A 25,350-nucleotide genomic window follows, 5' to 3' on the forward strand; every position below is an offset into this window, starting at 1 on the left:
TTTTAATTGGGGGGTAAAATAAGCAAGTCAGTTTTAAGTAAGCGCATTATTTTTTCTGCAGTATTACCAATGAGTTTTGCTTTAATTCCTACATTCCCAACAGATCCTATAATCACTAAATCAGCATTGAGCTTGGCTGCTAAGCTTGGGATCACCTGCTCAGGTAAACCCGCTTTAATATAAAGTTTGTCGCGTAAGTTATTATCAATAATGAGTTGTTGCTGTGATTGAGGTAATTTCTCAAAGGCATTGACTAGTTGCTCTTCTGAAAATACTAAGCCTAAATCTCTTAATATTGGAGAAATATACACTGTGTAGCCGGCATAAAATTCACAGTCTGTTCGCTGTGCGTATGCTAGGCCATATTTAATAATTGACTGATTAAGTTTATGTTTTGCGGTTTTTTCGCTAGCTAAATCAAGTGCGGCGAGTATGTTGGTATGCTTGCGCCATTTGTTATCTGCCGCTAAATACAAAGCGATGGGTGTAAAGCGGATAAGTTGCCAATCAAGCTCACTAAATTGGCTATCGCTGTCGATATGGCGTGTTTTTATCACCATTTCGTAATCATCAGTATTAATATCTTCGTTAAGCCACTGCTCGGGGGCTTCATGCCATGCGGTTTGAAAGGTATAACTGCAACCCTCCAGTTCAGCGCTAATCAGTGGCTCCAATTGTGCCCTTAATGATGAAAGGCATTTATCTTGGAGTGAAAGCAATTGTTCTGGCGACAGAGAAAATAAAATATTGCTGGTTTCTTCAAAGCTAAATGCAACAATATCAATATGTTTATTGCCTTGCAGCGCTTTTTGTTTAGCGTGCTGCAATGACGTTTTTGCAAATTCAACCGAATCAATCAGTACAAGAAGCTTTTTTTTGTCCATTATTTTTACTCTGTTGTATGGCGTGAATCATCAATTGGACATTGACCAATGGTTGAAATCTCACCCGAATTTGACTCCTGTTCCAGTTTTACCTTAAAGCCCCATAGTCTGTAAAGGTGTTTTAATACTTCCCCATGGGAGTTAGCCAGTGGAATAGCATTATGGGGTACATATCGTAGAGTTAAAGAGCGGTCGCCGCGTAAGTCAACATCGTAAACTTGTATGTTAGGCTCATGATTACTAAGGTTATATTGTGCAGAAAGTGCTTCTCTAACCGATTTGTAGCCATTATCGTCGTGAATAGCGCCTATTTCTAAATGTGGGTTACTAGCATGGTCGACTATGGTGAATAATTTAAAGTCCCGAATCAGCTTAGGGGATAAAAATTGGCTAATAAAACTCTCATCCTTGAAATTTTGCATTGCAAAGTGGAGTGTCTCGAGCCAGTCACTGCCCGCATGCTCAGGAAACCAGCGTTTATCTTCTTCTGTTGGGTTTTCACAAATACGACGTATATCAACCATCATATTAAAGCCCAGTGCATAGGGGTTAATACCCGAGTAATAATCGCTATTGTATGGAGGTTGGTACACAACATTAGTATGGCTTTGTAAAAACTCCAACATAAATGAGTCGGTTAGTTTTCCCTCATCATATAAATGGTTCAAAATAGTATAGTGCCAAAAAGTGGCCCAACCTTCATTCATTACTTGGGTTTGTTTTTGCGGATAAAAGTATTGTGATATTTTTCGCACTATCCTGACGATTTCTCGCTGCCATGACTCGAGTAAAGGGGCATTTTTTTCAATAAAGTACAGAATATTTTCCTGTGGCTCTTGCGGGAAGTGGCGTTCGTGTTTTTTTGACTCTTGCTGTTGAGAAGGAATGGTACGCCATAATTCGTTAACTTGTGATTGCAAATACTCAGCCCGTTCTTGCTGACGCTTTTGTTCTTCAAATAACGAAATTCGTTGTGGACGTTTGTACCTATCAACACCGTAACTCATTAATGCATGACATGAGTCGAGTATGTTTTCTACTTCGGAAATACCGTACTTTTCTTCACAGCGGCTAATATAGTTTTTAGCAAACAATAAATAATCAATAATTGAGCCTGCATCAGTCCAAGTTTTAAATAAATAATTACCTTTGAAAAATGAGTTATGCCCGTAGCAAGCATGTGCCATAACCAGTGCCTGCATCGGAAGGGTGTTTTCTTCCATTAGGTAAGCAATACAGGGGTTGGAATTAATCACAATTTCATACGCAAGTCCCATTTGGCCGCGTTTATAATTTTGCTCCGTTTGAATAAATTTTTTACCATATGACCAGTGAGTGTAGCCAATGGGGATGCCTACACTTGAGTAGGCATCCATCATTTGTTCTGCCGTGATCACTTCAATTTGGTTAGGGTAGGTGTCTAACTTGTAGTGCTCAGCCACACGGGCTATTTCGTCTTGGTATTGTTGCAATAGTTCAAAGGTCCAATCGGGCCCATCACTTATTCGATTATCGTTCATAATGCTACCTCGCTTTGGCTATGCAGCCCCTTGCTGTTGACGACCTTTTTTAAATAGCTCCCTAAATATAGGGTAAATATCTTCAACACCTTGGATATGTTGGATGGCAAAATTACTGTTCGTTTGGCTAATGCTTCGATACTCGCGCCATAAACTTTGATGGGCACGTGTGGTAATTTCTATATAGGCAAAATAGCGAACAGCTTTAAGTATTTTATTACGTAAAATGTGTCCACATTGGGGCGTGTCATCGGCCCAATTATCGCCATCAGAAGCTTGTGCTGCGTATATATTCCATTCATCAGCATTATAGCGCTCAGCTATTATTTCATTCATCAGTTTTAGTGCACTTGAAACAATGGTACCGCCTGTTTCTTGTGAATAAAAAAACTCCTGCTCATCAACTTCTTTGGCTTGGGTATGATGGCGAATATACACAACGTCGATGTCTTTGTAGCTGCGAGTTAAAAACTGATAAAGCAAAATGTAAAAGCGCTTTGCCATGTCTTTTGTTGCTTGATCCATCGAACCTGACACATCCATAATACAAAACATCACCGCTTTACTAGTTGGGTGTGGTTGCTTGTCGTAGTTACGAAAACGTAAGTCGTAATTATCGATAAAGGGCACGGTTTTTATTTGCTGTTTGAGTGTGTCGATTTCTTTTTGTAATAAGGCCACAGCGGCTTTATCACAGTGTGGTTGTTCAAGCAGCAGTGCTAGTTGCCCCTCAAGCTCGCTAAGGCGGCGTTTTTTACCTGCGGTCATTGCAATACGACGAGCTAGAGAGCCTTGTAATGAGCGCACTACATCAATATTGCTGGGCATACCATCACTGCAAAACCCAGCGCGATGGGTTTTCATTTGCACTAGCTTATCAAGCTGATTTTCTTGCAAATTAGGGAGTTCTAAATCCTCAAATAACAAATCAAGGTATTCATCTTTAGAGATAGAAAAAACAAATTCATCTTGGCCTTCGCCAGAGTCACTTGCTTCACCTTCGCCTGCGCCACCGCCTTTGCCTCCTTTAGGGCGTTCTATTTTGTCGCCAGTAGAGAACTGATCGTTCCCAGGGTGTATTTCCTCTCTATTACCGCCTCTACCTTGATGAAAAGTAGGTTCGCTAATATCACGCTGCGGAATAGAGATGCTCTCTCCAGAGCTTGAATCAGTGACACTGCGTTTATTGATCGCATTAGACACCGCTTCTTTGATCTGCTTTTTATAACGCCTAATAAAACGCTGGCGGTTAACTGTGCTTTTGTTTTTGCCATTTAAACGCCTGTCGATAAAATGCGCCATAATGACCTCCTAAAAACTGCAATTATGAAGGTTATTGCGATTTTCTAACCCGTAAATACCACTCAGATAGCAAGCGCACTTGTTTTTGCGTGTAGCCTTTTTCAACCATACGATTAACAAAGTCCTCATGCTTTTGCTGATCTTCAGCTGATGTTTTTGCATTAAATGAAATAACAGGGAGTAAGTCTTCCGTGTTTGAGAACATTTTTTTCTCAATAACCGTGCGTAGTTTTTCATAACTCGTCCACAGCGGATTTTTGCCATTGTTATGAGCGCGAGCACGCAGCACAAAGTTAACAATTTCATTTCTAAAATCTTTAGGGTTTGAAATACCTGCAGGCTTTTCTATTTTTTCAAGCTCAGCGTTGAGTGCATCACGGTCAAATAATTGCCCTGTGTCAGGGTCGCGGTATTCTTGATCTTGAATCCAAAAATCAGCATAAATAACGTAGCGGTCAAAAATATTTTGGCCATATTCTGAATATGACTCTAAGTACGCGGTTTGTAGCTCTTTACCTATAAACTCAACATATTGTGGAATTAAATAGCCTTTTAAAAAGCTTAAATAACGTTCTTCAACCTCGGCACTAAATTGTTCACGCTCAATTTGCTGCTCAAGCACATAAAACAAATGCACAGGGTTGGCGGCCACTTCGGTGGTGTCAAAGTTGAATACTCGCGATAAAATCTTAAACGCAAAACGGGTTGAAAGGCCGGTCATGCCCTCATCAACACCAGCGTAATCACGATACTCTTGATACGACTTCGCTTTTGGGTCGGTGTCTTTAAGGGTTTCACCATCGTAAACTCGCATTTTAGAGTAAATGCTTGAGTTTTCCGGCTCTTTTAAGCGCGAAAGAGTGGTAAATTGGGCTAAAATTTTAAGTGTACCTGGCGCACAGGGGGCGTTGTAAAGCTCACTGTGTTCAATCAGCTTATCGTAAATTTTAATTTCTTCGGTCACTCGTAAGCAATAAGGGACCTTAACAATATAAACACGGTCTAAAAAGGCTTCGTTGTTTTTATTGTTTTTAAAGGTTTGCCATTCTGATTCATTAGAGTGGGCTAGTATCATGCCGTTAAATGGCAGGGCGCTTATGCCTTCTGTGCCGTTATAGTTACCTTCTTGTGTGGCTGTTAGCAGTGGGTGTAACACTTTTATGGGGGCTTTAAACATTTCCACAAATTCCATTAAGCCTTGGTTGGCTAAACATAATGCGCCTGAATAGGCATAAGCATCAGGATCATTTTGTGCAAAGTGTTCAAGTTGGCGAATATCGACCTTACCGACAAGAGCAGAAATATCTTGATTGTTTTCATCTCCGGGCTCTGTTTTAGCAATCGCAACTTGATTTAAAATTGATGGGAAGCGTTTAACCACTCTAAATTGACTAATATCACCATTAAATTCTTGTAAACGTTTTGCGGCCCATGGCGACATTACCGTTTTGAGGTAACGAGACTTAATTCCATATTCTTTTTCGAGTAGGCTGGCATCTTCAACGGGATCAAATAATGACAGCGGATGGTCATTAACCGGGGAGCCCTTAATTGCATAAATAGGCACTTGTTGCATTAAATACTTTAGCTTTTCAGCAATCGATGACTTACCGCCACCCACCGGACCAAGCAAGTAAAGCACTTGTTTACACTCTTCTAATCCTTGCGCGGCGTGTTTTAGATAAGAAACAATTTGCTCAATGGCGTCTTCCATACCATAAAAATCGGCAAATGCAGGGTAACGTGCAACAACACGGTTCGAAAATAAGCGACTTAAACGAGTATCGGTAGCGGTATCTACCATTTTAGGCTCGCCAATGGCCATCAGTAATCTTTCAGGAGCACTGGCATAAGCAGACTTATCGGTTTTACAAATTTCTAGAAACTCAGCAACACTGTACTCTTCTTCTTGTGTTGATTCATAACGTGCTTGGTAGTGATCAAAAATAGTCATAATGACCTCCGAAACCTACTTGGAAAATGTATTCACCATTTAAAGTCTAGTCACGAATTTAAATTTTTGTGCAATAAAATTAAAAATTTATATGAAAAATGATCATGATGCACTTTTAGAAAATAACCTACGTATAACCTTAATCAAATAAAGTAGCGGACATAAAAAAAAGACGCCTAAGCGTCTTTTAAAGATTAGTTTAAAACTAATTATGCGAAGTTAGCGTTCGCGAATTCCCAGTTAACGAGTGACCAGAAACCTTTAAGGTAATCTGGACGCACGTTACGGTAATCAATGTAGTATGCGTGTTCCCATAAATCCACGGTTAGGATTGGTGTAACACCTGCATCTGTTAATGGTGTTGCAGCGTTAGATGTATTAACGATGTCTAGTGAACCATCTGCTAGTTTAACTAACCACGTCCAGCTTGAACCAAAGTTATTTACTGCTTTGTCGTTTAACGCGTCTTTAAATGCGTCAAATGAGCCCCATTTAGCGTTAATTGCATCAGCAATTGCACCTGTTGGAGCGCCACCGCCATTTGGAGATAGGCTGTTCCAGTAGAAAGTGTGGTTCCAGATTTGAGCAGCGTTGTTAAATACACCGCCTTCTGAAGAACATACGATCTCTTCAAGTGATTTACCTTCAAACTCAGTGCCTGGGATCAAACCGTTAAGTTTAGTCACATAAGTGTTGTGGTGTTTACCATGGTGAAACTCTAACGTTTCTTGTGAAATATGTGGCTCAAGTGCATCAATTGCATACGGTAGTGACGGTAGTTCAAATGCCATTTTTTATCTCCATCTTCTTTTGGTTGATAGTCTATTTAGTAATACGTAATGCCTGCGCAAACAGGGCACTTATCTATACCAAACAGGAATATAGTGTTACTATAATTGTTGAGTATTTTACTCAAGTTTTAGCAAACAGCAATGCTCTTGCTAAAGCTATTTAAGATTGAGGCTTTAATTGCCTATGTTAATCTATATATCTGAGGCCACAGTGAAACTTTTTCAAGGCCTAATGTGTTCGCTATCGTCATTTTGAGGTTGTAAATGGAAACCATCGATAAAATTAAACAGCAAATTGCTGAAAACCCAATCATCTTATACATGAAAGGATCACCAAAACTGCCTAATTGTGGTTTTTCTTCACAAGCATCACAAGCATTAATGTCGTGCGGTGAACCGTTTGCATATGTGGATATTTTACTTAATCCAGACATTCGTGCAGAGCTTCCTGCTTACGCTAACTGGCCTACCTTCCCGCAACTTTGGGTTGAAGGCGAGTTAATTGGTGGCTGTGACATTATCATTGAAATGTTTCAACGTGGTGAATTACAACCACTGATCACTGAAACAGCTGCAAAGCATAAACCTGCAGACGCTGAATAAGCGTTTAAGTAAAAAAAAGCTGCAATTTGCAGCTTTTTTTATGTCTATAAAGTATTTACTCATAGTTGCTTATACGATGACAGTACCGAATGAGTAGGCAGCTTTTCGCGGTTTTTACTTAGCTCACTAGGTCATAAACTTCAGAACGCGATTGTATCATTTCTAAATTGGATGAGTTTTCAGCCTTAAAGCTAAACAACTCTCAAGGTAAACTTACAAAAACACTGATCCCGCCGACGTCCCGATTGTGTAGGTTAATTTGCCCATGGTGGGCTTCAACAATTTCTCGACACAGTGCCAAACCTAATCTACTTCCTGCCACTTTGGTAGAACAAAAAGGGATAAGCGCACTGGCCATAACTGTTTCACTCATGCCTTTTCCTTTGTCGCTCACATTAACATGAGTGCCGAGACTATCTTGTGTTACTTTTAAACTAATATGCTCTGCTAGCGACTCTGATTCATGTGCATTTTTCAACAGGTTAATGAGCAATTGTTCTATTTGGGTTTGATCGGCTTGTGTAGTGATGTCTTTTTGAAGGTCGAAATTAAATTGCCATTGGCTTTGTAATTGATCGAGTAATGAATGCCAGTCAACCGTCGTTATTATAGGTGGTGGAAGTTTAGCAAAACCAACCATAGCCTTGAACGAACTCGTTTTTTAAGGTTTTGTGCACCTTGGTACAAGGTGAAATCAGCAAGTTGACCGTCTACAACTTGAATGTTTCGAGGGGCACGCCGAGCAAGTTCTGCATCATGGGTGACCATGACAATGGTTGCGCCATCACGATTTATTTGTTCAAGCAGCTCCATTATTTGACGAGCCATAAGGCTGTCGAGATTACCAGTTGGTTCATCGGCTAATAAAAATCGTAGCTCGCCCTCAAGACGAGCTAAAACAGTATTGCTGCTTTAATTCGTTTGTGAACTCGGGGCTCTCAACCATGGCTATTACATCATTCAGTTTTACTGAGTCACCAGCATTTACCTTCAATGAAACAAAGCCTCGTTCAGGGCTGTAAACTTTTGGTGCTCTGGCGGCCACAATTTTACCGCTGGCTGCAGCATCGCGTATTAGCGATTGGCGCATCTCTGTGGCTATTTGTAGGCTTACTCTATAAACCGAGATAGTACCTTCTTGATCAGTATTTAATAATGCATATACACATAGAGCAACTAAGCCCGCAATAAATATAAACAGCCATATGTTTTTTTTAAAATTTATAGGTCGTGAGATTTGCGTGTCTTGCCCGCTAGTGCCTTTAATCATTATTTGTTCTCTTTGCTTAGTGTTTTTCAAACACAGTAATTATTAGCGAGGCAATAAACAGAATAATTGGTGAAATTAAAAATAAGCCAATAGTAAACATTCGAATGCCCTCAAAATTTATGTAGTTATGCGATATTCGAATAGCGCTCCATTTTTTTATCTTGTTGAATTTAATTACTTTTTATTTTTAAACTTTCTTTTTATATGTCCGCGGACATAAAAAGTGTCCGCTGCGGGGTGAGATTACCTCAACGTAAAGCAAAGAAAGTTGATAATTAATGCATAGCATAAGACTAACGTGCAAATTCATTGAATAAACTATGTGCTAATAAAAGTCGATGTAATTAAATGTCATGTTTAGATGTATTACGAATAAAGCAAAAATGATGGAATGATATTCGGTGAATAGTTATTCACATTGAGGCTCATTTACGTTTACGTAAACTGCTTATTGTGAGGAGGCTTTATTTACAAGTTCTTAAAAATAACACCGGTGTCATTAAAGTTTTCGATCCAATATCTACTCAAATGTTAATATTTAGCATTGTTTTATGATTTTTAATGAAGTTGAAATATATTCAATATAATGAATATATATTCAGAAAGATATTGACTCAGGTTAGGAATAACGCTAATTTTGATCGTCTGTTAGCAAATCGTCGAGCCGTTCATCCACGTTAACAGTGCAGCAAGGGGAGGGGTCCATGTTATATGACTCAAAACTAGAAAAAGATAATTGTGGCTTTGGCTTAATAGCCCAAGTTAATAACAAAGCGAGTCACCGACTCATCCGTACGGCGATCACCGGTTTAGATCGCATGCAGCACCGCGGCGGTATATCTGCTGATGGTAAAACGGGTGATGGTTGTGGCTTGTTACTTCAAAAACCAGACAGCTTCTTTCGTGCTATTGCTGCTGAAAATAATTGGCATTTAGGTAAAAATTACGCCGTTGGGATGATTTTCCTCAATGCTGATCCAGTATTAGCACAAGCAGCTAAAGATGTTTTAAGCGAAGAACTAGAAAAAGAAACGCTTAATATTTTAGGTTGGCGTGTTGTCCCTACCGATCCATCAATGTTAGGACCTATAGCCCTAAAGCAATTGCCTGGGTTTGAACAAATTTTTATTAGTGCGCCTGAAGGGTGGCGTTCTAAAGATTTAGAGCGACGTTTATATGTTGCACGTCGTCGTGCAGAAAAGCGCTTGATGGATGATGAATCATTTTATATTGCGAGCTTATCTGGGCTAGTCACCATCTATAAAGGCTTAATGATGCCTGCTGACTTGCCAAATTTTTATCTCGATCTTGCTGATATTCGCATGACCAGTGCTATTTGTGTTTTTCATCAACGCTTCTCTACAAACACACAGCCTCGCTGGCCTTTAGCGCAACCATTTCGTTATTTAGCGCACAATGGTGAAATTAATACTATTGAAGGTAACCGTCAGTGGGCCCGTGCACGCTCTTATAAATTTGCTTCGCCGCTTATTCCTGATTTACAAAGCGCAGCGCCGTTTGTTAATGAAACAGGGTCTGACTCATCTAGCCTCGATAATATGCTAGAGCTGTTTTTAGCCGGTGGTATGGATTTATTCCGTGCGATGCGTATGCTGGTACCGCCAGCATGGCAAAAAAACCGTGCTATGGATGACGACCTTCGCGCATTCTATGATTTTAATTCTATGCATATGGAACCGTGGGATGGCCCTGCAGGGATTGTTATGTCGGATGGGCGTTTTGCTGCCTGTAACTTAGACCGTAATGGCCTGCGCCCTGCGCGCTATATCATTACTCAAGATGGCTTTATTACTTTAGCCTCTGAAGTTGGGATATGGGATTACACCGCTGACGAAGTGGTCGAAAAAGGACGTGTTGGCCCGGGCGAACTCCTCGTTATTGATACTAAATTAGGCAAAATTTGGCATTCAGATGAAATTGACCAAGATTTAAAATCACGCCACCCTTATAAGTCGTGGTTAGAAGAAAACGTTAAACGATTAACGCCTTTTGAAGCACTTACCGAGCAAGATGCGGGCAATCGCTCATTTGATGATGAAACCCTTGTCAAATACCAAAAGATGTTTGGCTATACTAACGAAGAGCTAGACAGCGTCATTCGTGTCATGGGTGAAAATGGGCAAGAAGCCACTGGCTCAATGGGTGACGATACGCCGTTTGCCGTACTGAGCGAAGGGCACCGTTCACTTTATGATTATTTCCGTCAAAAGTTTGCTCAGGTTACTAATCCGCCAATTGATCCGTTACGTGAAAACCATGTAATGTCGCTTGCAACGTGTATTGGCAGTGAGCAAAACGTATTTAATGAAACAACAGGGCACGCTAAACGCCTGCAATTTGATACGCCTATTTTAATGTACGCTGATATGCAGCAGCTACTTAACGCCGATGAAGCGCACTACAGCTATTGTAAGATTGACATCACTTATACCGTAGAAGAAGGCCTTGAGAATGCGGTAAAGCGCATCTGTGATGAAGCACAAGCAAAAGCCGCATCTGGCTGCATTATGCTGGTATTAACGGATCGTAACTTTGATGACAATCAATTACCTATTCCTGCTGCTATGGCGGTGGGTGCGGTACAAAAACGCTTGGTAGATAATAACTTACGCTGTGAGTCAAATATTATTATTGAAACTGGCAGCGTTCGCGATGCGCATCAATTTGCGGTACTACTTGGATTTGGTGCAACCGCAATTTACCCGTATTTAGCGTACGAGTCACTTGTGGCTATGAGCGATACCAAGGTAATTAATAAGTCATACAGTGAAGTTACACTGGCTTATCGTCAAGCAATTAATAAAGGCTTGTACAAAATCATGTCTAAAATGGGCATTAGTACCGTGGCTTCATATCGTTGTTCAATGTTGTTTGAAGCGGTTGGTCTATCGGACGCTATTGTTGAGATGTGTTTTAAAGGCGTGGCGAGTCGCATTAAAGGGGCGTGTTTTAGCGACTTTGATGACGATCAGCAAAGCTTGCATAAACTGGCGCTTAGTAAACGTAAATTATTAAGCCATGGTGGCTTGTTTAAATACGTTCACGGCGGCGAGTACCATGCTTACAATCCTGATGTGATTCAAACGTTACAAAAAGCAGTACGTAGCGGCGAGTACAGTGATTACAGCGAATACGCAAAGCTAGTTAATCACCGTCCAGTTGCGACTCTGCGCGATATGTTGAATTTAAAGCTGCCAGAAAAGGGTATAAGCATTGATGAGGTAGAGCCTGCCACTGAGCTTTATAAACGGTTTGACTCAGCGGCCATGAGTATTGGTGCATTATCGCCAGAAGCGCATGAAGCACTCGCAATTGCCATGAATCGTTTAGGTGGCTGCTCAAATTCTGGTGAAGGTGGCGAAGATAAGCTGCGTTACGGTACAGAAAAAAATTCACGTATTAAACAAGTAGCCTCGGGTCGATTTGGTGTAACGCCCCATTATTTACGTAGCGCTGATGTTATTCAAATAAAAGTGGCACAAGGCGCTAAACCAGGGGAAGGCGGACAACTACCAGGTGAAAAAGTCACTCCCTATATTGCCAAGCTTCGTTACTCGGTACCGGGTGTGACACTTATTTCACCTCCGCCGCATCACGATATTTATTCTATCGAAGATTTAGCCCAGCTGATTTTTGACTTAAAACAAGTAAACCCGAATGCATTGATTTCTGTAAAACTGGTATCTGAACCGGGTGTTGGCACAATTGCAACCGGTGTAGCGAAAGCGTATGCCGACTTAATTACTATTTCAGGCTATGATGGTGGCACAGGTGCAAGTCCATTAACCTCGGTTAAATACGCTGGCAGCCCATGGGAGTTGGGACTTGCTGAAACACAGCAAGCCTTGGTAGAAAATGGCCTTCGCCATCGCATTCGCTTGCAAACAGATGGTGGTTTAAAAACGGGCCTTGATATCATCAAAGCGGCCATTTTAGGCGCCGAAAGTTTTGGCTTTGGCACAGGGCCTATGGTGGCATTAGGCTGTAAATACTTACGAATCTGTCACTTAAATAACTGTGCGACAGGTGTGGCAACACAAGACGAAACATTACGTCAAAAGCATTATCATGGTCTGCCAGAAATGGCGATGAACTACTTTAAGTTTATTGCTCAAGAAGCGCGCGAAATTATGGCAAGTTTAGGGGTTGCAAACCTAACCGATTTAATTGGTCGCTTAGACTTACTCGAAGCCATTGAAGGCAAAACAGCGAAGCAGCAAAAAATAGATTTATCAGCGGTTATCGCTCAGCCAAATAACCCAACGGGTGAAACTTTGTTTTGCAGTGCACCAAATAGCTCGCATTATTTAGGTGAGTTAAATGAGAGCTTACTGGGTAAGGCGCAAGAGGCAATAGATAACTCAAGTGGCATTTCATTAGTAAGTCGTATTTGTAATACCGATAGATCGGTTGGCGCTATGCTCTCTGGTTATATTGCTGATAAACACGGTAATCAAGGCATGGCCGCAGATCCGGTAGTTATTGAATTACATGGTACAGCTGGTCAGTCATTCGGTGTATGGAATGCTGGTGGCCTTGAAATGACTTTGGTTGGCGATGCTAACGATTACGTTGGTAAAGGCATGGCGGGCGGTAAGCTAGTTATTCGCCCACCACTGGGTTCGTCATTTGAAAGTCATAAAGCAACAATTATTGGTAATACCTGTTTATATGGTGCAACCGGCGGTAAATTGTTTGCAGCAGGATGTGCAGGCGAGCGTTTTGCTGTACGTAACTCAGGCGTGCAAGCCGTTGTTGAGGGCGTAGGTGATAACGGTTGTGAATACATGACCGGTGGCGTTGTGTGTGTACTTGGTAATGTGGGAGTGAACTTTGGTGCAGGTATGACTGGTGGTTTCGCTTACATTTTAGATGAACGAGGTGATTTTGAGAAACGCATTAACCCAGAGTTGGTTGAAGTGGTTACTTTAGATGATTTGAGTTCACATCAAGAGCATTTACGCGGCTTAATTGCTGAGCATTTAGAGCTAACAGGCTCATGTAGAGCAGAAACTATTTTAGCTAACTTTGAACTTTATTTACCGATGTTCAAATTAGTAAAACCTAAATCAAGTGACGTAAAAAGTTTACTCGGGCACCGCGCTCGCAGTAGCGCCGAACTACGTGTTCAGGCGCAATAAGGGGGCAGTATGAGCGAAAATGTATATCAATTTATAGACGTGCAGCGTGTAGACCCACGCAAAAAACCAATCTCGTCGCGTAAAAAATCGTTCGTAGAAATTTATGAACCCTTTTCAGAAAATCAGGTTAATTCACAAGCGGATCGTTGCCTTGATTGTGGTAACCCTTATTGTGAGTGGAAATGTCCAGTACATAACTATATTCCACAATGGTTAAAACTGATCCGTACAGGGCGCATTTTAGAGGCCGCTGAGCTATCGCACCGTACTAACAGTTTGCCAGAAGTGTGTGGACGAGTATGCCCGCAAGACCGCTTATGCGAAGGCTCATGTACATTAGATGAAGAGTTTGGTGCAGTAACAATCGGTAATATTGAAAAATACATCACCGACACCGCGTTTAAAATGGGCTGGAAACCAGACATGTCCTATGTGACATGGACTGATAAAAAAGTTGCCATTATTGGCGCAGGGCCTGCGGGCCTGGGCTGTGCAGATATCTTAGTGCGTAATGGCGTAAAGCCTGTGGTATTTGACCGTCACCCTGAAATTGGTGGGCTGTTAACCTTTGGTATTCCTTCTTTTAAATTAGAAAAAGAAGTCATGCAAAAACGTCGTGAAATATTTACCGAAATGGGTGTTGAATTCAAGCTTAATGTCGAAGTAGGTAAAGACATTAGTATGGATGAAATACTTAATGAGTATGACGCCGTATTCTTGGGCGTTGGGACTTATCAGAGTATGCGAGCGGGGCTTGAGAACGAAGATGCACCGGGAGTGCATGATGCCCTGCCATTTTTAATTGGTAACACTAACCGTGTTATGGGTTACGATGAGTCTAAACAAGCCTGCATTGATATGGCAAATCAAAAAGTAGTGGTACTAGGTGGTGGTGATACAGCAATGGACTGTGTGCGTACCTCCATTCGTCATAACGCGTTAAAAGTAACGTGTGCTTATCGTCGTGATGAAGAGAACATGCCTGGTTCAAAACGCGAAGTAAAAAATGCCAAAGAAGAGGGCGTAATTTTTACTTATAACGTTCAGCCTAAAGGGATTGTACTTGATGACAAAGGTGCTGTAGCCGGTGTTAAAATGGTAAAAACTCAGCTTGGCGAGGCCGATGAAAACGGCCGCCGTCGCGCTGAGGAAGTACCGGGTTCAGAGCATATTATTGAAGCCACACAAGTGATTATGGCATTTGGTTTTAAGCCACATAAATTGGATTGGTTAGAGCAGTACGACGTAGAAATTAACCACTGGGGTGGTATTAATGCACCCGAGCAAGGTGAATTTACACATCAAACCACTAATCCTAAAATATTTGCTGGTGGCGATATTGTTCGTGGTTCAGACTTAGTGGTCACCGCTATATTTGAGGGGCGTAACGCTGCAGAAGGCATTATGGATTATTTAAAAGTGTAAATAATGCTTTTGTTAGAATGGAGTCAAAAGCAAACCTTCGGGTTTGCTTTTTTTATTTCCTCAGTTTTACAAACAAAGGTAAATATTTATGGTTCCATAGCCGGTGTTTAAGGTCTATAAAAAGGGACCTAGGTTTTGACCTAGCTATTTACAATTATAAGATTTTACAAATAAAAAAGCCCGCAATACATAGATTGTGGGCTTTTTTTAAACGCGCTGTTAGTTAATCCATCGAGAAGTGATCTAGGTTCGGTTTCACTCTGGCTTGTCGGCGTTTCACACTTTTATAGCAAATAACGTTACAAACAAGCTGTAGGCCAATAACTAACCAACTTAGTGTTATTAAGCCACTAATAGCTGTGCTGCTAAAAACTAACATAACAGCAATAACAATATGTACAATTAATGCCACATTTAAAAAGCGATATAAGCTCTGCTTAAATTGTGTATGTTTAAACTTACTAAAAACAGCCAAAAGTATACTGACAATCAATAGCAGCCAGTTAATTGCTAAGCCAAAATAAATGACCGTCGTTTGCATTAATGTATCCTCACCGTATCAAGGTAACGCACTGTAAAGCGATTCACTTTATCCGTGCGCTTTTATAAGCTCTTTTGCATTTGCTTTAGCTGTTTTGCTAATGTTATCACCACCCAGTAATCGAGCAATCTCATTTACTCGACCATCTTTATTCAATGCCAGCATATGCGTAAATGTTTCACCGTCTGCAATTTCTTTGGCAACAAAAAACTGCTGATGAGCGCTACTGGCCACTTGCGGTAAATGGGTCACACAAATTACTTGCGTAGACTTACCTAGTTGGCGCAGTAGTTTACCAACAGCAGCAGCTGTTGGGCCAGAAATACCAACATCCACTTCATCAAATATAAGCGTAGGGGTCGTGACTTTTTGCGCAATAATAACCTGAATAGCCAAACTAATGCGTGATAGCTCACCACCCGAGGCTACTTTTGCTAAAGGTTGCAATGGTTGCCCTGGGTTTGTTGATACTAAAAATGAAACATTATCAAAGCCTAAGCTATTTGGAGCGCGATCGTTTTGTGCAGTCAATGCTATTTCAAATACGCCATTTTCCATAGATAGATTAGCCATGCTTTCGCTGATCAATCCATTTAATGTATTCGCATATTGGTGGCGACTTGCACTTAATTGTTCACTGGCGTTTTGATAATCCTCAAGGGCATGTTCAATTTCACCTTCAAGTTGCTCAAGACGTGAGCTGTTATTACTTATCGACTCGAGCTCTTGTGCAATAGTTTGATGAAATCCAACAAGCTCTTGGGGTTTTATATGGTGTTTTCTGGCTAAGTCCATTGCACCACTGAGTCTGTTTTCTACTTCAGTTAATCGCTGAGGATCCAAGTCGGCTTGTTCAGTGTAATTACGTACTTCTCGGCTTGCTTCTTCAACTTGAACAGCGGCTTCTGATAATAATGTTGCCACACTGGCTAAGCTTTCATCATACTGTGCAAGTTCAGTAAATTGTTGGGCGCTGTGCTGTAAAATGGAACACGCATTTTGTTCATCATTTTCATATAAATGCTGCAACTCGCGCTGGCAGACTTGCAATATAGTTTGGCTATTGCTGAGTTTATAATGTTCAGCTTCTATTTGCTCAAATTCATCTGCCTGCAATGCAAATTCATCAAGCTCTGCGACTTGATACTCCAATAGTTGCTTTTGTGCGGCTTGTTGCTGCTGCTGTTGTTCTAGCTGTTTAAATTCTTTTTGTAAATCAGCATAACGTTTATAGCGTTGGTTAACAGCATTAACTAGATTTTGGTGCCCGGCGTAAGCATCCAGTAGCTGTAATTGATGCTCTGCTTTTAATAGATGCTGGTGTGCATGTTGACCATGAATAGAAATTAAATATTGGCCTAGCTCTTTTAGTTGTGCAGCGGTAACTGGGCTGCCATTAATGTAGCTTTTACTGCGACCATTTTTACAAACAACTCGACGAAGTAAACATTCGTTGTCGTCGTTATTAAGCATGTTCTCTTCTAAAAAAGCATGAGCGAGTGGTAAATTGCTTAAATCAAATTGTGCACTTACCTCTGCTTTATCAGTTCCTGGACGCACAGCAGACGCTTCTGCTCGCTCTCCAAGACACAATGATAATGCATCAATGGCGATTGATTTACCTGCTCCCGTTTCACCGGTGATAGCGGTCATACCCGAGTGCCATTCTGTGCTTAAATTACTTACGATTGCAAAATTTTTAATTTCTAAACCAATTAACATACTGTTCATCCATCCAGTGAATTAACTGTTAATTTATACAGTGTTTTGGTTTTTTGCAAATTAAATTTCTATATTTTAAGCAAGGCTGGACTCAATTAATGTTTTTTTTCTTCATCAATAGGGAGGTTTTCATCGTTAAGATCAATACTATCAACTGGTTGCGCTATGTCATCAGTTTTTAACTTTAAAATTAGCGTAGGAAGGACTTCTTGATAAAAGTTTTTATTATATAAAATACCTTGAGCTGGTAACTCCGCTATAAAATATTGAGTGGTATCGGAAAAAGCTTGGCTGTTATTATTTTTATAGGTTTTTATTAGTTCTTCGTTAAGTATATTAATAAGTAAATCGCATAGCGATTCTAGCTTATTTAAATTTTCATCAGTGTGTGGCTGTACCACAAAAAAATTACTGACAACGGCTTGAATTCGAGGAAGGTGTTTAGCACTAATGACTTTTGCATCAAGTAACTCGTTAAGTTTTATTTTTAAACGTGATTGAGTACTTGCAACGCGCTCGTTAAACAGCTTTTTCTTTGCTTCAATAGTCTTTTTACGATTACTTTCAATGAGTAAGTAACTGCCAAGTAAAGTAATTAACAATAATAAAGCAAGAAATACCCCATAATTCATTACTACTTTTTCCTGACGATATTTAAAATTTCTAGTCCAATATTTTGCGCTAAAGTTGCATGTTTGGCAATAAAATTAGTATAACCGGCTACCCCAGTTTAACTTCTTACGAAGCACATTATAATAAGAGTAATTTTTTGGGTGAATTAATCGTAATTTTCTATCTGCTTTGCGAATAACGACCTCATCACCGGGTAATACGGCAAGTACAACATGGCTGTCGCAACTTACCTGTAAGCTATCGGTATTTTCTAAACTAAGCTTTAAACGTACTTCGTTATCGGCATCTACCACTAAAGGGCGGCTTGATAAAGTATGCGGGAACATAGGAACCAATGACATGGCGTTGAGTTCTGGGGTTAAAATTGGGCCGCCGCCCGATAAAGAGTAGGCTGTTGACCCTGTTGGAGTGGATACAATCAAACCATCGGAACGTTGTGAAAATACAAAGTCATCGTTTATAAAGGCTTCAAACTCAATCATATGTGCTACTTTATCAGCATGGAGCACAGCTTCGTTTACGGCAGAATTAGCGCTTTTAAGTTCGTTATGTCGATACACTTCAACTTCTAATAGGAAACGTTTTTCTTCAATGTAATCGCCGCTGAGTACCTGTTCTAAACTGCCCTCAAACCCTTCTGGATTCAAATCAGTTAAAAAGCCTAAATTACCTCTATTTACACCAATTACGGCTATATCAAAGCGAGCAAGCACCCGTGCAGCACCCAGCATGTTGCCATCACCTCCAACCACAATCGCCAAGTCGGCACGCTCGCCTAAATCAACGAGCTTTACGAGTTTGTCGCTTGGTACATCGCTAAGTTGACTCCCTGTACGTTTTTCAACAATCACCTCAAAGCCTAAAGCTAATAAAAACGTATGTAATCGTTGTAAAGTAGCGGCAGCATTAGGGTGATTTTGCTTACCAATCAAGCCGATAGTATTAAAGGGAGAGTCCATAATAAATACACTGAAAGTTCTAATATTTGTAGAGTAACCTAAAACAGAAGTGTTTGAAAACATGGATTTTAGTAATACCCAGCGGATTTAATTAATTCACTGTAAAATTTAGATTTATTGTATTTTTTATACTTGAAATAATAATACCTAGCCCCGATATAACAGTCATGTATAAAGATGTAGATAACATGAAACTAAATCCACGAGATCAGCAAATATTTGCCGCTGTTATGAGTATGTACTGTAACGGCGATGGTTTACCTGTGCCGTCAACAAAAATTGCAAAACAAAAAGGTATGGCGGTATGCTCTGCCACTGTGCGTAACGCGATGGCGCGCCTTGAAAAAATAGGCTTGTTGTATTCACCACACACATCGGCTGGTCGAGTGCCAACCAATGATGGGTTTGACTATTGGTTTGATGAGTTTTTTACTTTGGGTGCTATTGCTAATTATTGGCAGCCTGAACAGGCTGAGCTAGTCGAATTGGCCCATGGCTTGAGTCAACGTTACCAAGTGTGTTGTTGTGTGGGGCTACCGCAGGTTAGGACACAGCAGGTATTTAGAGTAGAAGTGCTCGACTTTGATGCAAACAACTGGCTTATCTTACTTTTAGACAGAGCAGGGCAAAGCCATAATATTTGCATTAACAAGCCTGATGATCCTAGTGACGGCCAGCGCTACGAGTTTGCCACTTGGCTTAACACTGTATTTAGCCAGCAAACGCTCATTGAAGGGCTATACAGAATGCAGGCCATGGCAAATACGGCACCGCGTAATTGTCATGACTCTTTAACTCAATGGACGCGTGAACTAAGCCAAAAATTAGGCTCAGATAACAGTATCGTGGTGGGCGAAAACTATCTTTATAAAAAAATAGATTGTGAACAAAGTCTTAATATTGGTGTTTCATTTTTAAATTTTGTGGAAGATAAGCTTGCATTTAAAAATGGGGTCTCAATTCTCAGTGCTGAAAACTTACCTTTTAGCACCTGTGATGATCTCATTGTGATCACTGTGCCGTACTTCCAAAATCAGGAATATCAAAGTCGTTTTTGTGTTATTTGTCCGAAATCAGCGCAATTAGAGAAAATAATCCAAGAATTTAAATTATTAGAGCCATCGGGCTCTTGAATCTTTTTATTCAATCCCCATAATTACCGCAGTTGTAAAGAATTGGAGCGTATATTTTATGTCTGAGCAGACACAAAACCCAGAGCAAGAAGTAGAATTGAACGAAGAAGTGGCGCAAATGGAAGCCGACGTTGAGTCTGCAGTAGAAGCAGCAGAACAACACGCCGAGCAAGAGCAAAGCCCTGAAGCAGAAATTGCAATGCTATATGCTGAGTTAGAAGCGGCAAAACAAACTATTGCAGATCAGAAAGATAGCGTCGTTCGCGCTGCTGCTGACGTTGACAATATGCGTCGTCGTGCTGCACAAGATGTTGAGAAAGCACACAAATTTGCACTTGAAAAATTTGCTAACGAATTACTTCCTGTTATAGACAACTTAGAGCGTGCTATTGAGTTCTCTGATAAAGAAAATGAAACGCTTAAGCCTTTGTTAGAAGGTATTGATATGACAGTAAAAAGCTTTAACGATGCAGTGGCTAAATTTGGCGTTGAAATTGTAAACCCACAAGGTGAGCAGTTTAACCCAGATTTTCATCAAGCAATGTCGATTCAGCCAAGTAATGATGTGACGCCTAATACTGTGTTAGCAGTAATGCAAAAAGGTTACACATTAAACGGTCGTTTATTACGTCCTGCAATGGTTATGGTATCTAAAGCAGCTGATGCTTAACTAAGTATACAATTAAAAAATGCCTCATTATGAGGCATTTTTTTTGTCTTTAAAATAATGAACTAACTGCACTAGAATAGTGAGTACAACTGCGCTGAACATTAAACTTGAAAATGGAACTGCGCTTTGTGCATGCATTACCGCTAATATAGGGCCTACTAATGCGCCACTACCAAAACGTAAGGTGCCAATAACCGCGGTTGCAGTCCCTGTATTTTGCTCAAATTTCATCAAAATCAACGAATCTGCGTTACTTGCTATTATACCTAGGCTCATCATCAACGGAGCAATAGCCGCAACAATAAAGTAAAGTGATAAGTTTAATACGCTAAAGCTAAGTAATGCTGCGCCAGAGATAAAGCCACACATTAAGCCATAATAAAGCATTTTGCGTGAGCCAATACGTGGCACTACGCGAGTATTTAAAAAATTACCAAACATCAACGCCATTACATTAAAAGCGAATAACAGGCCAAACAATCGTTCTGATACTTTAAATAGGTCGAGGTAAATAAAAGGGACGGACGTTAAAAAGCAAAAAAAGCCAAACGACACAAGCATCGAGCTTAAAATATCGGCGCGGGCGTGCGTATTACTTAAAACCACTTTATAACTTGAGAAGAATAATGCTAATCCTTTTCGCTCATTTTTAAATATTGGAATATCGATTAAGTAACGTTGCACAAAGAGTAAAATAACAAAGCTATAGCTCGCTAAAACAATAAAAATAGTCGACCATACCGAAAAGCCTAAAATAATCGAGCCGATAGAGGGGGCAAGTAAAGGCGCTATCATCATAATCATAGACACGTAAGACATACCTTTAGCAGTATTTTTTTGATATATATGCCTAATGATCCCTGGGACGACAACCGTAGCGGCCGCGCCTGTAAATGCCTGTACAGCTCTTAACCCCCAAAAAGCATGCACTTCAGTGGTAAATGCTAACGCCAGTGAACTTAAGCCAAATAAACTGAGACCTATCCGTGCCAGTTTACGCCTGCCAATTTGATCCGCTATAGGACCAAAAAACAACATGCCCAATGCATAACCCGCTAAGTATATACTCAACGATATTTGAACATTTGGCATGCTGGTATTGAGATCATTGGCAATCACCAGCATCGCCGGTAAATACATATCAATGGCTAAAGGCGTGATCGCGACAATACTGGCTAATAAAGGCAATAAAATACGGGTATTAAAAGAAGAAGCCGAAGCACTCATTTAAAAACTCAAAACAACGAATATAGGCCCAGCATTATAACAGGGCAGTAGCCTTGGATAAACTTAGTTTGCCTGCTAACTTAATTGTTTAATCGCAAAAAGCAAAGATTTTAAAATAACACCGCGTTTGGTATTCTATACTTAGTAACAAACTTTTTTAGGGTAACACAATGAAAAAATTGGTTTTGGTAGTTCTAGCCAGCGCAGTATTAGCAGGTTGTAAAACATCACCAACTGGGCGCACGCAAATTGCGCTTTACTCAGATCAGCAAATGACTCAAATGGGCACTGCCAGTTTTGCAGAGATGAAAAAAACGCAGCCGATAAATAAAGACCCAAAAGTAAACAGTTACGTCAATTGCATTGCTGAAAAAGTCTTGGCCGTGCTTCCTACAGAATATGCATCTCAAAATTGGGAAGTGGTGGTATTTGAAGATGAATCTGCAAACGCCTTTGCATTGCCTGGCGGTTATATTGGTGTACATACGGGGCTCTTAAAAATAGCCACAAATCAAGATCAGGTTGCCACTGTTTTAGGCCATGAAGTTGGACACGTGATTGCTGAGCATTCAAATGAACGGGTCTCACAAAGTTCTATTTTACAAACGGGAATGCAGCTGGGCAATGCGGCGCTTGAAATAGGTAACGTGCAATACCGTGATGAAATTATGCAAGGCCTTGGTTTAGGTGCTCAATATGGTGTGGTTTTACCCTTTAGTCGTTCACACGAGTCAGAGGCGGATACAATTGGTTTAGATCTTATGGCGCAAGCAGGGTTTAATCCCAAAGAGTCTGTGACGCTTTGGCAAAATATGAGCCAAGCGGGCAGTGGGGCTACGCCAGAGTTCTTATCAACTCACCCAGCACCGACCAGCCGTATTAGCAATTTGCAGTCACAAATGAGTAAAGCGCTTAGTGAGCAAAAAGCAGCTAAGGCAAAAGGTAAAAACCCGCAGTGTAAGTTGTAATTTAAATAGTCATTATACAATTAAAAAAGCCTGTAGATATAAACTGACAGGCTTTTCAATTATCATGTTACTAGAACCTAGAACCTAGAACCTAGAACCTAGAAAGTCCACTCTAAGTGAACTTGTGGTACTGATTCGCTAACATCAGTACCAAATTTATTGTGCCAGTATTGCCATTCCATACCTAACAGTAAGGTATTTTCTTTCATTTCTAGCGCATGTCCCATATCCCATACAATAATAGGTTGGGCTAAAAACCAAGCACGCACATCGTTACCAAACTCATCTTTTCGTTCAGCAATGTACTCTGCATGGCCTTTTACGTTAAACTTTTGCGAGCCAATCATGAACGGGTAATCAAAGGCTACATCAAACATCCAGCTGTTAGTTTCAATGGGGGCACCGCCTTTTGCAACGCCTTCGCTATCATCAATGTATGCACTGATAAGGGTTGAAAAGAAATTAAAACCAGGCACATCCCAGCTTAATTTTACGCCTGGTAAATATTTAACTACTTTAGCATCGCCAGCAGCATTAATACCCATGGTTAGACCAACATCAACGAGCGCCCCTGACGCTACTTTTTCGTCCATTACAGCAGATAAGCTAAGGGTAGAGTAACCTTCAAAATAAAAGTCTTGATCTTGAAAGCCATCATCGTTGCTGTCGGTACTGTAATCAATAAAGAAAAAGTTATCGCCATAATCATGCCCAGAAGCATGTTCAATTGAGTACACCGTGGTATTAGATTTTTGTTCAGTAAATGGGTTTTTGTGGTTGCCGTTGTTAATATGAAGCGCCGTATTGCTCCAATTAGCAGCGGTAGCTGTTGAACTTAAGGCACACACACTTAGTGCAACGAGAGGAAGTAAGTTTTTAATTTTCATAACCATATTTTATGTGACACGCTGAATATCACATTATAGCAAACACGGTTAATTTGTTAATTATTTATTGAGATAAACAGTGCATTAGCACGCAGCTAATACACTTTTTAAACAAGCTTTAAGCTTTATTACGACGTAAGCAAATCACCGCAATCGCGGTAAAAGCTAAAATAAAGCAGTAGTAAGATGAGGTTGAAACATCCCATGGGCTAATTTTAAATGTAGCACCGAGTAATAATGCTTGCGCGCCATAAGGCAAAGACCCTTGGGTTACACAAGCAAAAATATCTAATAAACTGGCAGAGCGTTTACCACTAATTTCGCCATCATCAGCCAGTTTTTTAGCAATAGGGCCTGTCACAATAATAGACACAGTATTATTGGCAATACACATATTACTGGTGACAACTAACGCCGCGATCCCTAACTGATCAGCTACTTTACGGTGCCATTTGGCAATGACTTTAGTAATAGCTTGAATCTTTTGAGCGATGTAGTCGAGGCCGCCATTAATACGAATAAACTCAGAAAGGCCACCAATAAACATAGACAGTAAAAATATTTCCTGCATTTCACTAAAGCCTTTGTAAATATCTTTTACAAAGCTTGCACCTTCATAGCTGCCAGTAAAGCCCATTAATGCGGCAAACACAATACCGCTTAACAGCACGACAAACACATTAAAGCCCATTACCGCCAAGACTAAAATAAAGGCATACGGAAGTACTAATAAAATATCGTAGTCTTTGGTATCAACTACTTGTGCTGCAGGCGTTAAAAATAATAGCAATGCAATAGTGAGTATGGCGGCCGGAACTGCAATTTTAAGGTTTTCTTTAAACTTATCTTTCATTTCACAGCCTTGCGTACGGGTAGCAGCAATCGTGGTGTCAGAAATTATTGATAAGTTATCACCAAACATAGCACCAGATACAATGGTACCGGCCATTAAAGCAGGATCAATCCCTGTTTTAATAGATACTGCATAGGCAATTGGGCCAATAGCACCAATAGTTCCCATTGATGTGCCCATAGCAGTAGAAATAACCGCCGCTATCAAAAACAAACCAGGTAGTAGTAACGAAGGGGGAATAAGTGAAAGTCCGGCATTAACAACCGCATCCACACCGCCGGTAGCACCAGCAACCGCCGAAAAAGCACCCGCTAGTAAGTAAATAAGACACATGGTAATAATATTGTTATTACCTACGCCCTTTATAAAGGTTTCTACGCTTTGGTTGATGCTGGTTTTATTTAAAATAAAGGCTAAAACAATCGCGGGTAAAATAGCGACTGGTGCTGGGAGTTGATAAAACGCGTAATCAACCCCTTGAGATTGTAAATATATGCCTGAGCCTAAAAAAATAGCAACAAAGGTGAGTAGGGGAAGCAAAGAAAATCTTGCTTTATTTTTATCAAATGATGGCTGCATCATAATCCTCGTTAATTATTCATAGCAATCGAAGTCGATTGATATATTAAACAGCCAAAGCATCCCTCTTTTAGCTGAATTTAGTTGTTTGTTTTACTATCTAACCAGATAAGTAATCCAACAGCGCCCGCAAGCCAAAGACCAAATCGGCGCAAAAAAGAAGTTTAAATGTATAGATGGCTAAATGCAAAGGCTATCTGTTATTATTATGAGGGTCTGTTGATCTTTCAATGCCAAACAGGCGCTGCCCGAAGGGTTCTGCCTAGG

General features: G+C 40.4%; 19 protein-coding genes and 2 pseudogenes. 6 read left to right on the forward strand and 15 right to left on the reverse strand.

Going from position 1 to position 25,350, the window contains the following annotated elements:
* Window positions 1–2: 2 nt before the first annotated feature.
* The 5 genes from CWC30_RS02140 to CWC30_RS02160 all read right to left on the reverse strand — a co-directional run bounded on the left by CWC30_RS02140 (window position 3) and on the right by CWC30_RS02160 (window position 6,451).
* The gene (locus tag CWC30_RS02140; protein WP_069439622.1) at window positions 3–884 is read right to left on the reverse strand and encodes a universal stress protein; all 882 of its coding nucleotides are present in this window, start codon (window positions 882–884) and stop codon (window positions 3–5) included.
* 5 nt (window positions 885–889) lie between these two features.
* The gene (locus tag CWC30_RS02145; RefSeq protein WP_138626302.1) at window positions 890–2,404 is read right to left on the reverse strand and encodes a SpoVR family protein; all 1,515 of its coding nucleotides are present in this window, start codon (window positions 2,402–2,404) and stop codon (window positions 890–892) included.
* Between the two features lie 18 nt (window positions 2,405–2,422).
* On the reverse strand, window positions 2,423–3,706 hold the full coding sequence (locus CWC30_RS02150; RefSeq protein ID WP_138626303.1) for a YeaH/YhbH family protein: 1,284 nt from the start codon (window positions 3,704–3,706) through the stop codon (window positions 2,423–2,425).
* Between the two features lie 31 nt (window positions 3,707–3,737).
* Window positions 3,738–5,660: a PrkA family serine protein kinase gene (locus CWC30_RS02155; protein WP_013465180.1), complete on the reverse strand. Its 1,923-nt coding sequence runs from the start codon at window positions 5,658–5,660 to the stop codon at window positions 3,738–3,740.
* Window positions 5,661–5,869: 209 nt separating this feature from the next.
* On the reverse strand, window positions 5,870–6,451 hold the full coding sequence (locus tag CWC30_RS02160; protein WP_010388603.1) for a superoxide dismutase: 582 nt from the start codon (window positions 6,449–6,451) through the stop codon (window positions 5,870–5,872).
* 264 nt (window positions 6,452–6,715) lie between these two features.
* Here CWC30_RS02160 and CWC30_RS02165 point away from each other — a divergent pair, with 264 nt between their 5' ends.
* Window positions 6,716–7,054 carry a Grx4 family monothiol glutaredoxin gene (locus CWC30_RS02165; protein WP_008113155.1) on the forward strand — a complete coding sequence of 113 codons (339 nt, stop codon included), beginning with the start codon at window positions 6,716–6,718 and terminating at the stop codon, window positions 7,052–7,054.
* Window positions 7,055–7,256: 202 nt separating this feature from the next.
* Here CWC30_RS02165 and CWC30_RS02170 read toward each other — a convergent pair whose 3' ends face one another.
* From CWC30_RS02170 to CWC30_RS02175, 3 genes and pseudogenes are all read right to left on the reverse strand, one after another.
* Window positions 7,257–7,694: an ATP-binding protein gene (locus tag CWC30_RS02170; protein WP_138626304.1), complete on the reverse strand. Its 438-nt coding sequence runs from the start codon at window positions 7,692–7,694 to the stop codon at window positions 7,257–7,259.
* A pseudogene (locus CWC30_RS19025) lies at window positions 7,661–7,942 on the reverse strand (hypothetical protein); the annotation flags it as partial. The pseudogene CWC30_RS19025 and the gene CWC30_RS02170, both read right to left, overlap by 34 nt.
* Window positions 7,931–8,324, reverse strand: a pseudogene (locus tag CWC30_RS02175) (efflux RND transporter periplasmic adaptor subunit); the annotation flags it as partial. The pseudogenes CWC30_RS19025 and CWC30_RS02175, both read right to left, overlap by 12 nt.
* A 704-nt stretch (window positions 8,325–9,028) precedes the next feature.
* Between CWC30_RS02175 and gltB the strand changes: the two are divergent.
* Both gltB and CWC30_RS02185 read left to right on the forward strand, forming a co-directional pair.
* Entirely contained in the window at window positions 9,029–13,486 is a 4,458-nt protein-coding gene (gene gltB / locus CWC30_RS02180) for a glutamate synthase large subunit (RefSeq protein ID WP_138626305.1), read from the forward strand.
* 9 nt (window positions 13,487–13,495) lie between these two features.
* Window positions 13,496–14,911, forward strand: coding sequence for a glutamate synthase small subunit GltD family protein (locus tag CWC30_RS02185; protein ID WP_138626306.1), 1,416 nt, complete (start codon window positions 13,496–13,498; stop codon window positions 14,909–14,911).
* Between the two features lie 223 nt (window positions 14,912–15,134).
* Here CWC30_RS02185 and CWC30_RS02190 read toward each other — a convergent pair whose 3' ends face one another.
* The 4 genes from CWC30_RS02190 to nadK form a co-directional block, all read right to left on the reverse strand.
* Window positions 15,135–15,452, reverse strand: coding sequence for a hypothetical protein (locus CWC30_RS02190; RefSeq protein WP_138626307.1), 318 nt, complete (start codon window positions 15,450–15,452; stop codon window positions 15,135–15,137).
* A gap of 48 nt (window positions 15,453–15,500) precedes the next feature.
* Window positions 15,501–17,174, reverse strand: coding sequence for a DNA repair protein RecN (gene recN / locus CWC30_RS02195; RefSeq protein WP_069439616.1), 1,674 nt, complete (start codon window positions 17,172–17,174; stop codon window positions 15,501–15,503).
* 95 nt (window positions 17,175–17,269) lie between these two features.
* Window positions 17,270–17,806 (reverse strand): hypothetical protein, encoded by a 537-nt coding sequence (locus tag CWC30_RS02200; RefSeq protein WP_138626308.1) that lies wholly within the window; start codon window positions 17,804–17,806, stop codon window positions 17,270–17,272.
* A 75-nt stretch (window positions 17,807–17,881) separates the two neighbouring features.
* Complete coding sequence (nadK, locus tag CWC30_RS02205; protein WP_036982364.1) at window positions 17,882–18,766, reverse strand: NAD(+) kinase; 885 nt, start codon at window positions 18,764–18,766, stop codon at window positions 17,882–17,884.
* Window positions 18,767–18,933: 167 nt separating this feature from the next.
* Here nadK and CWC30_RS02210 point away from each other — a divergent pair, with 167 nt between their 5' ends.
* Together CWC30_RS02210 and grpE are read left to right on the forward strand one after the other, a co-directional pair.
* A complete protein-coding gene (locus tag CWC30_RS02210) occupies window positions 18,934–19,899 on the forward strand; it encodes an HrcA family transcriptional regulator (RefSeq protein WP_036982366.1) in 966 nt (321 codons plus the stop codon).
* 58 nt (window positions 19,900–19,957) lie between these two features.
* Window positions 19,958–20,569 (forward strand): nucleotide exchange factor GrpE, encoded by a 612-nt coding sequence (gene grpE, locus CWC30_RS02215; protein WP_138626309.1) that lies wholly within the window; start codon window positions 19,958–19,960, stop codon window positions 20,567–20,569.
* A 27-nt stretch (window positions 20,570–20,596) separates the two neighbouring features.
* Here grpE and CWC30_RS02220 read toward each other — a convergent pair whose 3' ends face one another.
* Entirely contained in the window at window positions 20,597–21,796 is a 1,200-nt protein-coding gene (locus tag CWC30_RS02220) for a Bcr/CflA family efflux MFS transporter (RefSeq protein WP_069439613.1), read from the reverse strand.
* A gap of 170 nt (window positions 21,797–21,966) precedes the next feature.
* Here CWC30_RS02220 and CWC30_RS02225 point away from each other — a divergent pair, with 170 nt between their 5' ends.
* On the forward strand, window positions 21,967–22,764 hold the full coding sequence (locus CWC30_RS02225; RefSeq protein WP_138626310.1) for a M48 family metallopeptidase: 798 nt from the start codon (window positions 21,967–21,969) through the stop codon (window positions 22,762–22,764).
* Between the two features lie 98 nt (window positions 22,765–22,862).
* Here CWC30_RS02225 and CWC30_RS02230 read toward each other — a convergent pair whose 3' ends face one another.
* Together CWC30_RS02230 and CWC30_RS02235 are read right to left on the reverse strand one after the other, a co-directional pair.
* On the reverse strand, window positions 22,863–23,651 hold the full coding sequence (locus CWC30_RS02230; protein WP_036983441.1) for a nucleoside-binding outer membrane protein: 789 nt from the start codon (window positions 23,649–23,651) through the stop codon (window positions 22,863–22,865).
* A gap of 118 nt (window positions 23,652–23,769) precedes the next feature.
* Window positions 23,770–25,083 (reverse strand): Na+/H+ antiporter NhaC family protein, encoded by a 1,314-nt coding sequence (locus CWC30_RS02235; RefSeq protein WP_138626311.1) that lies wholly within the window; start codon window positions 25,081–25,083, stop codon window positions 23,770–23,772.
* Window positions 25,084–25,350: the final 267 nt, after the last annotated feature.

This window comes from Pseudoalteromonas sp. S4741 (genome assembly GCF_005886135.1).
GTDB lineage: Bacteria > Pseudomonadota > Gammaproteobacteria > Enterobacterales > Alteromonadaceae > Pseudoalteromonas > Pseudoalteromonas tetraodonis.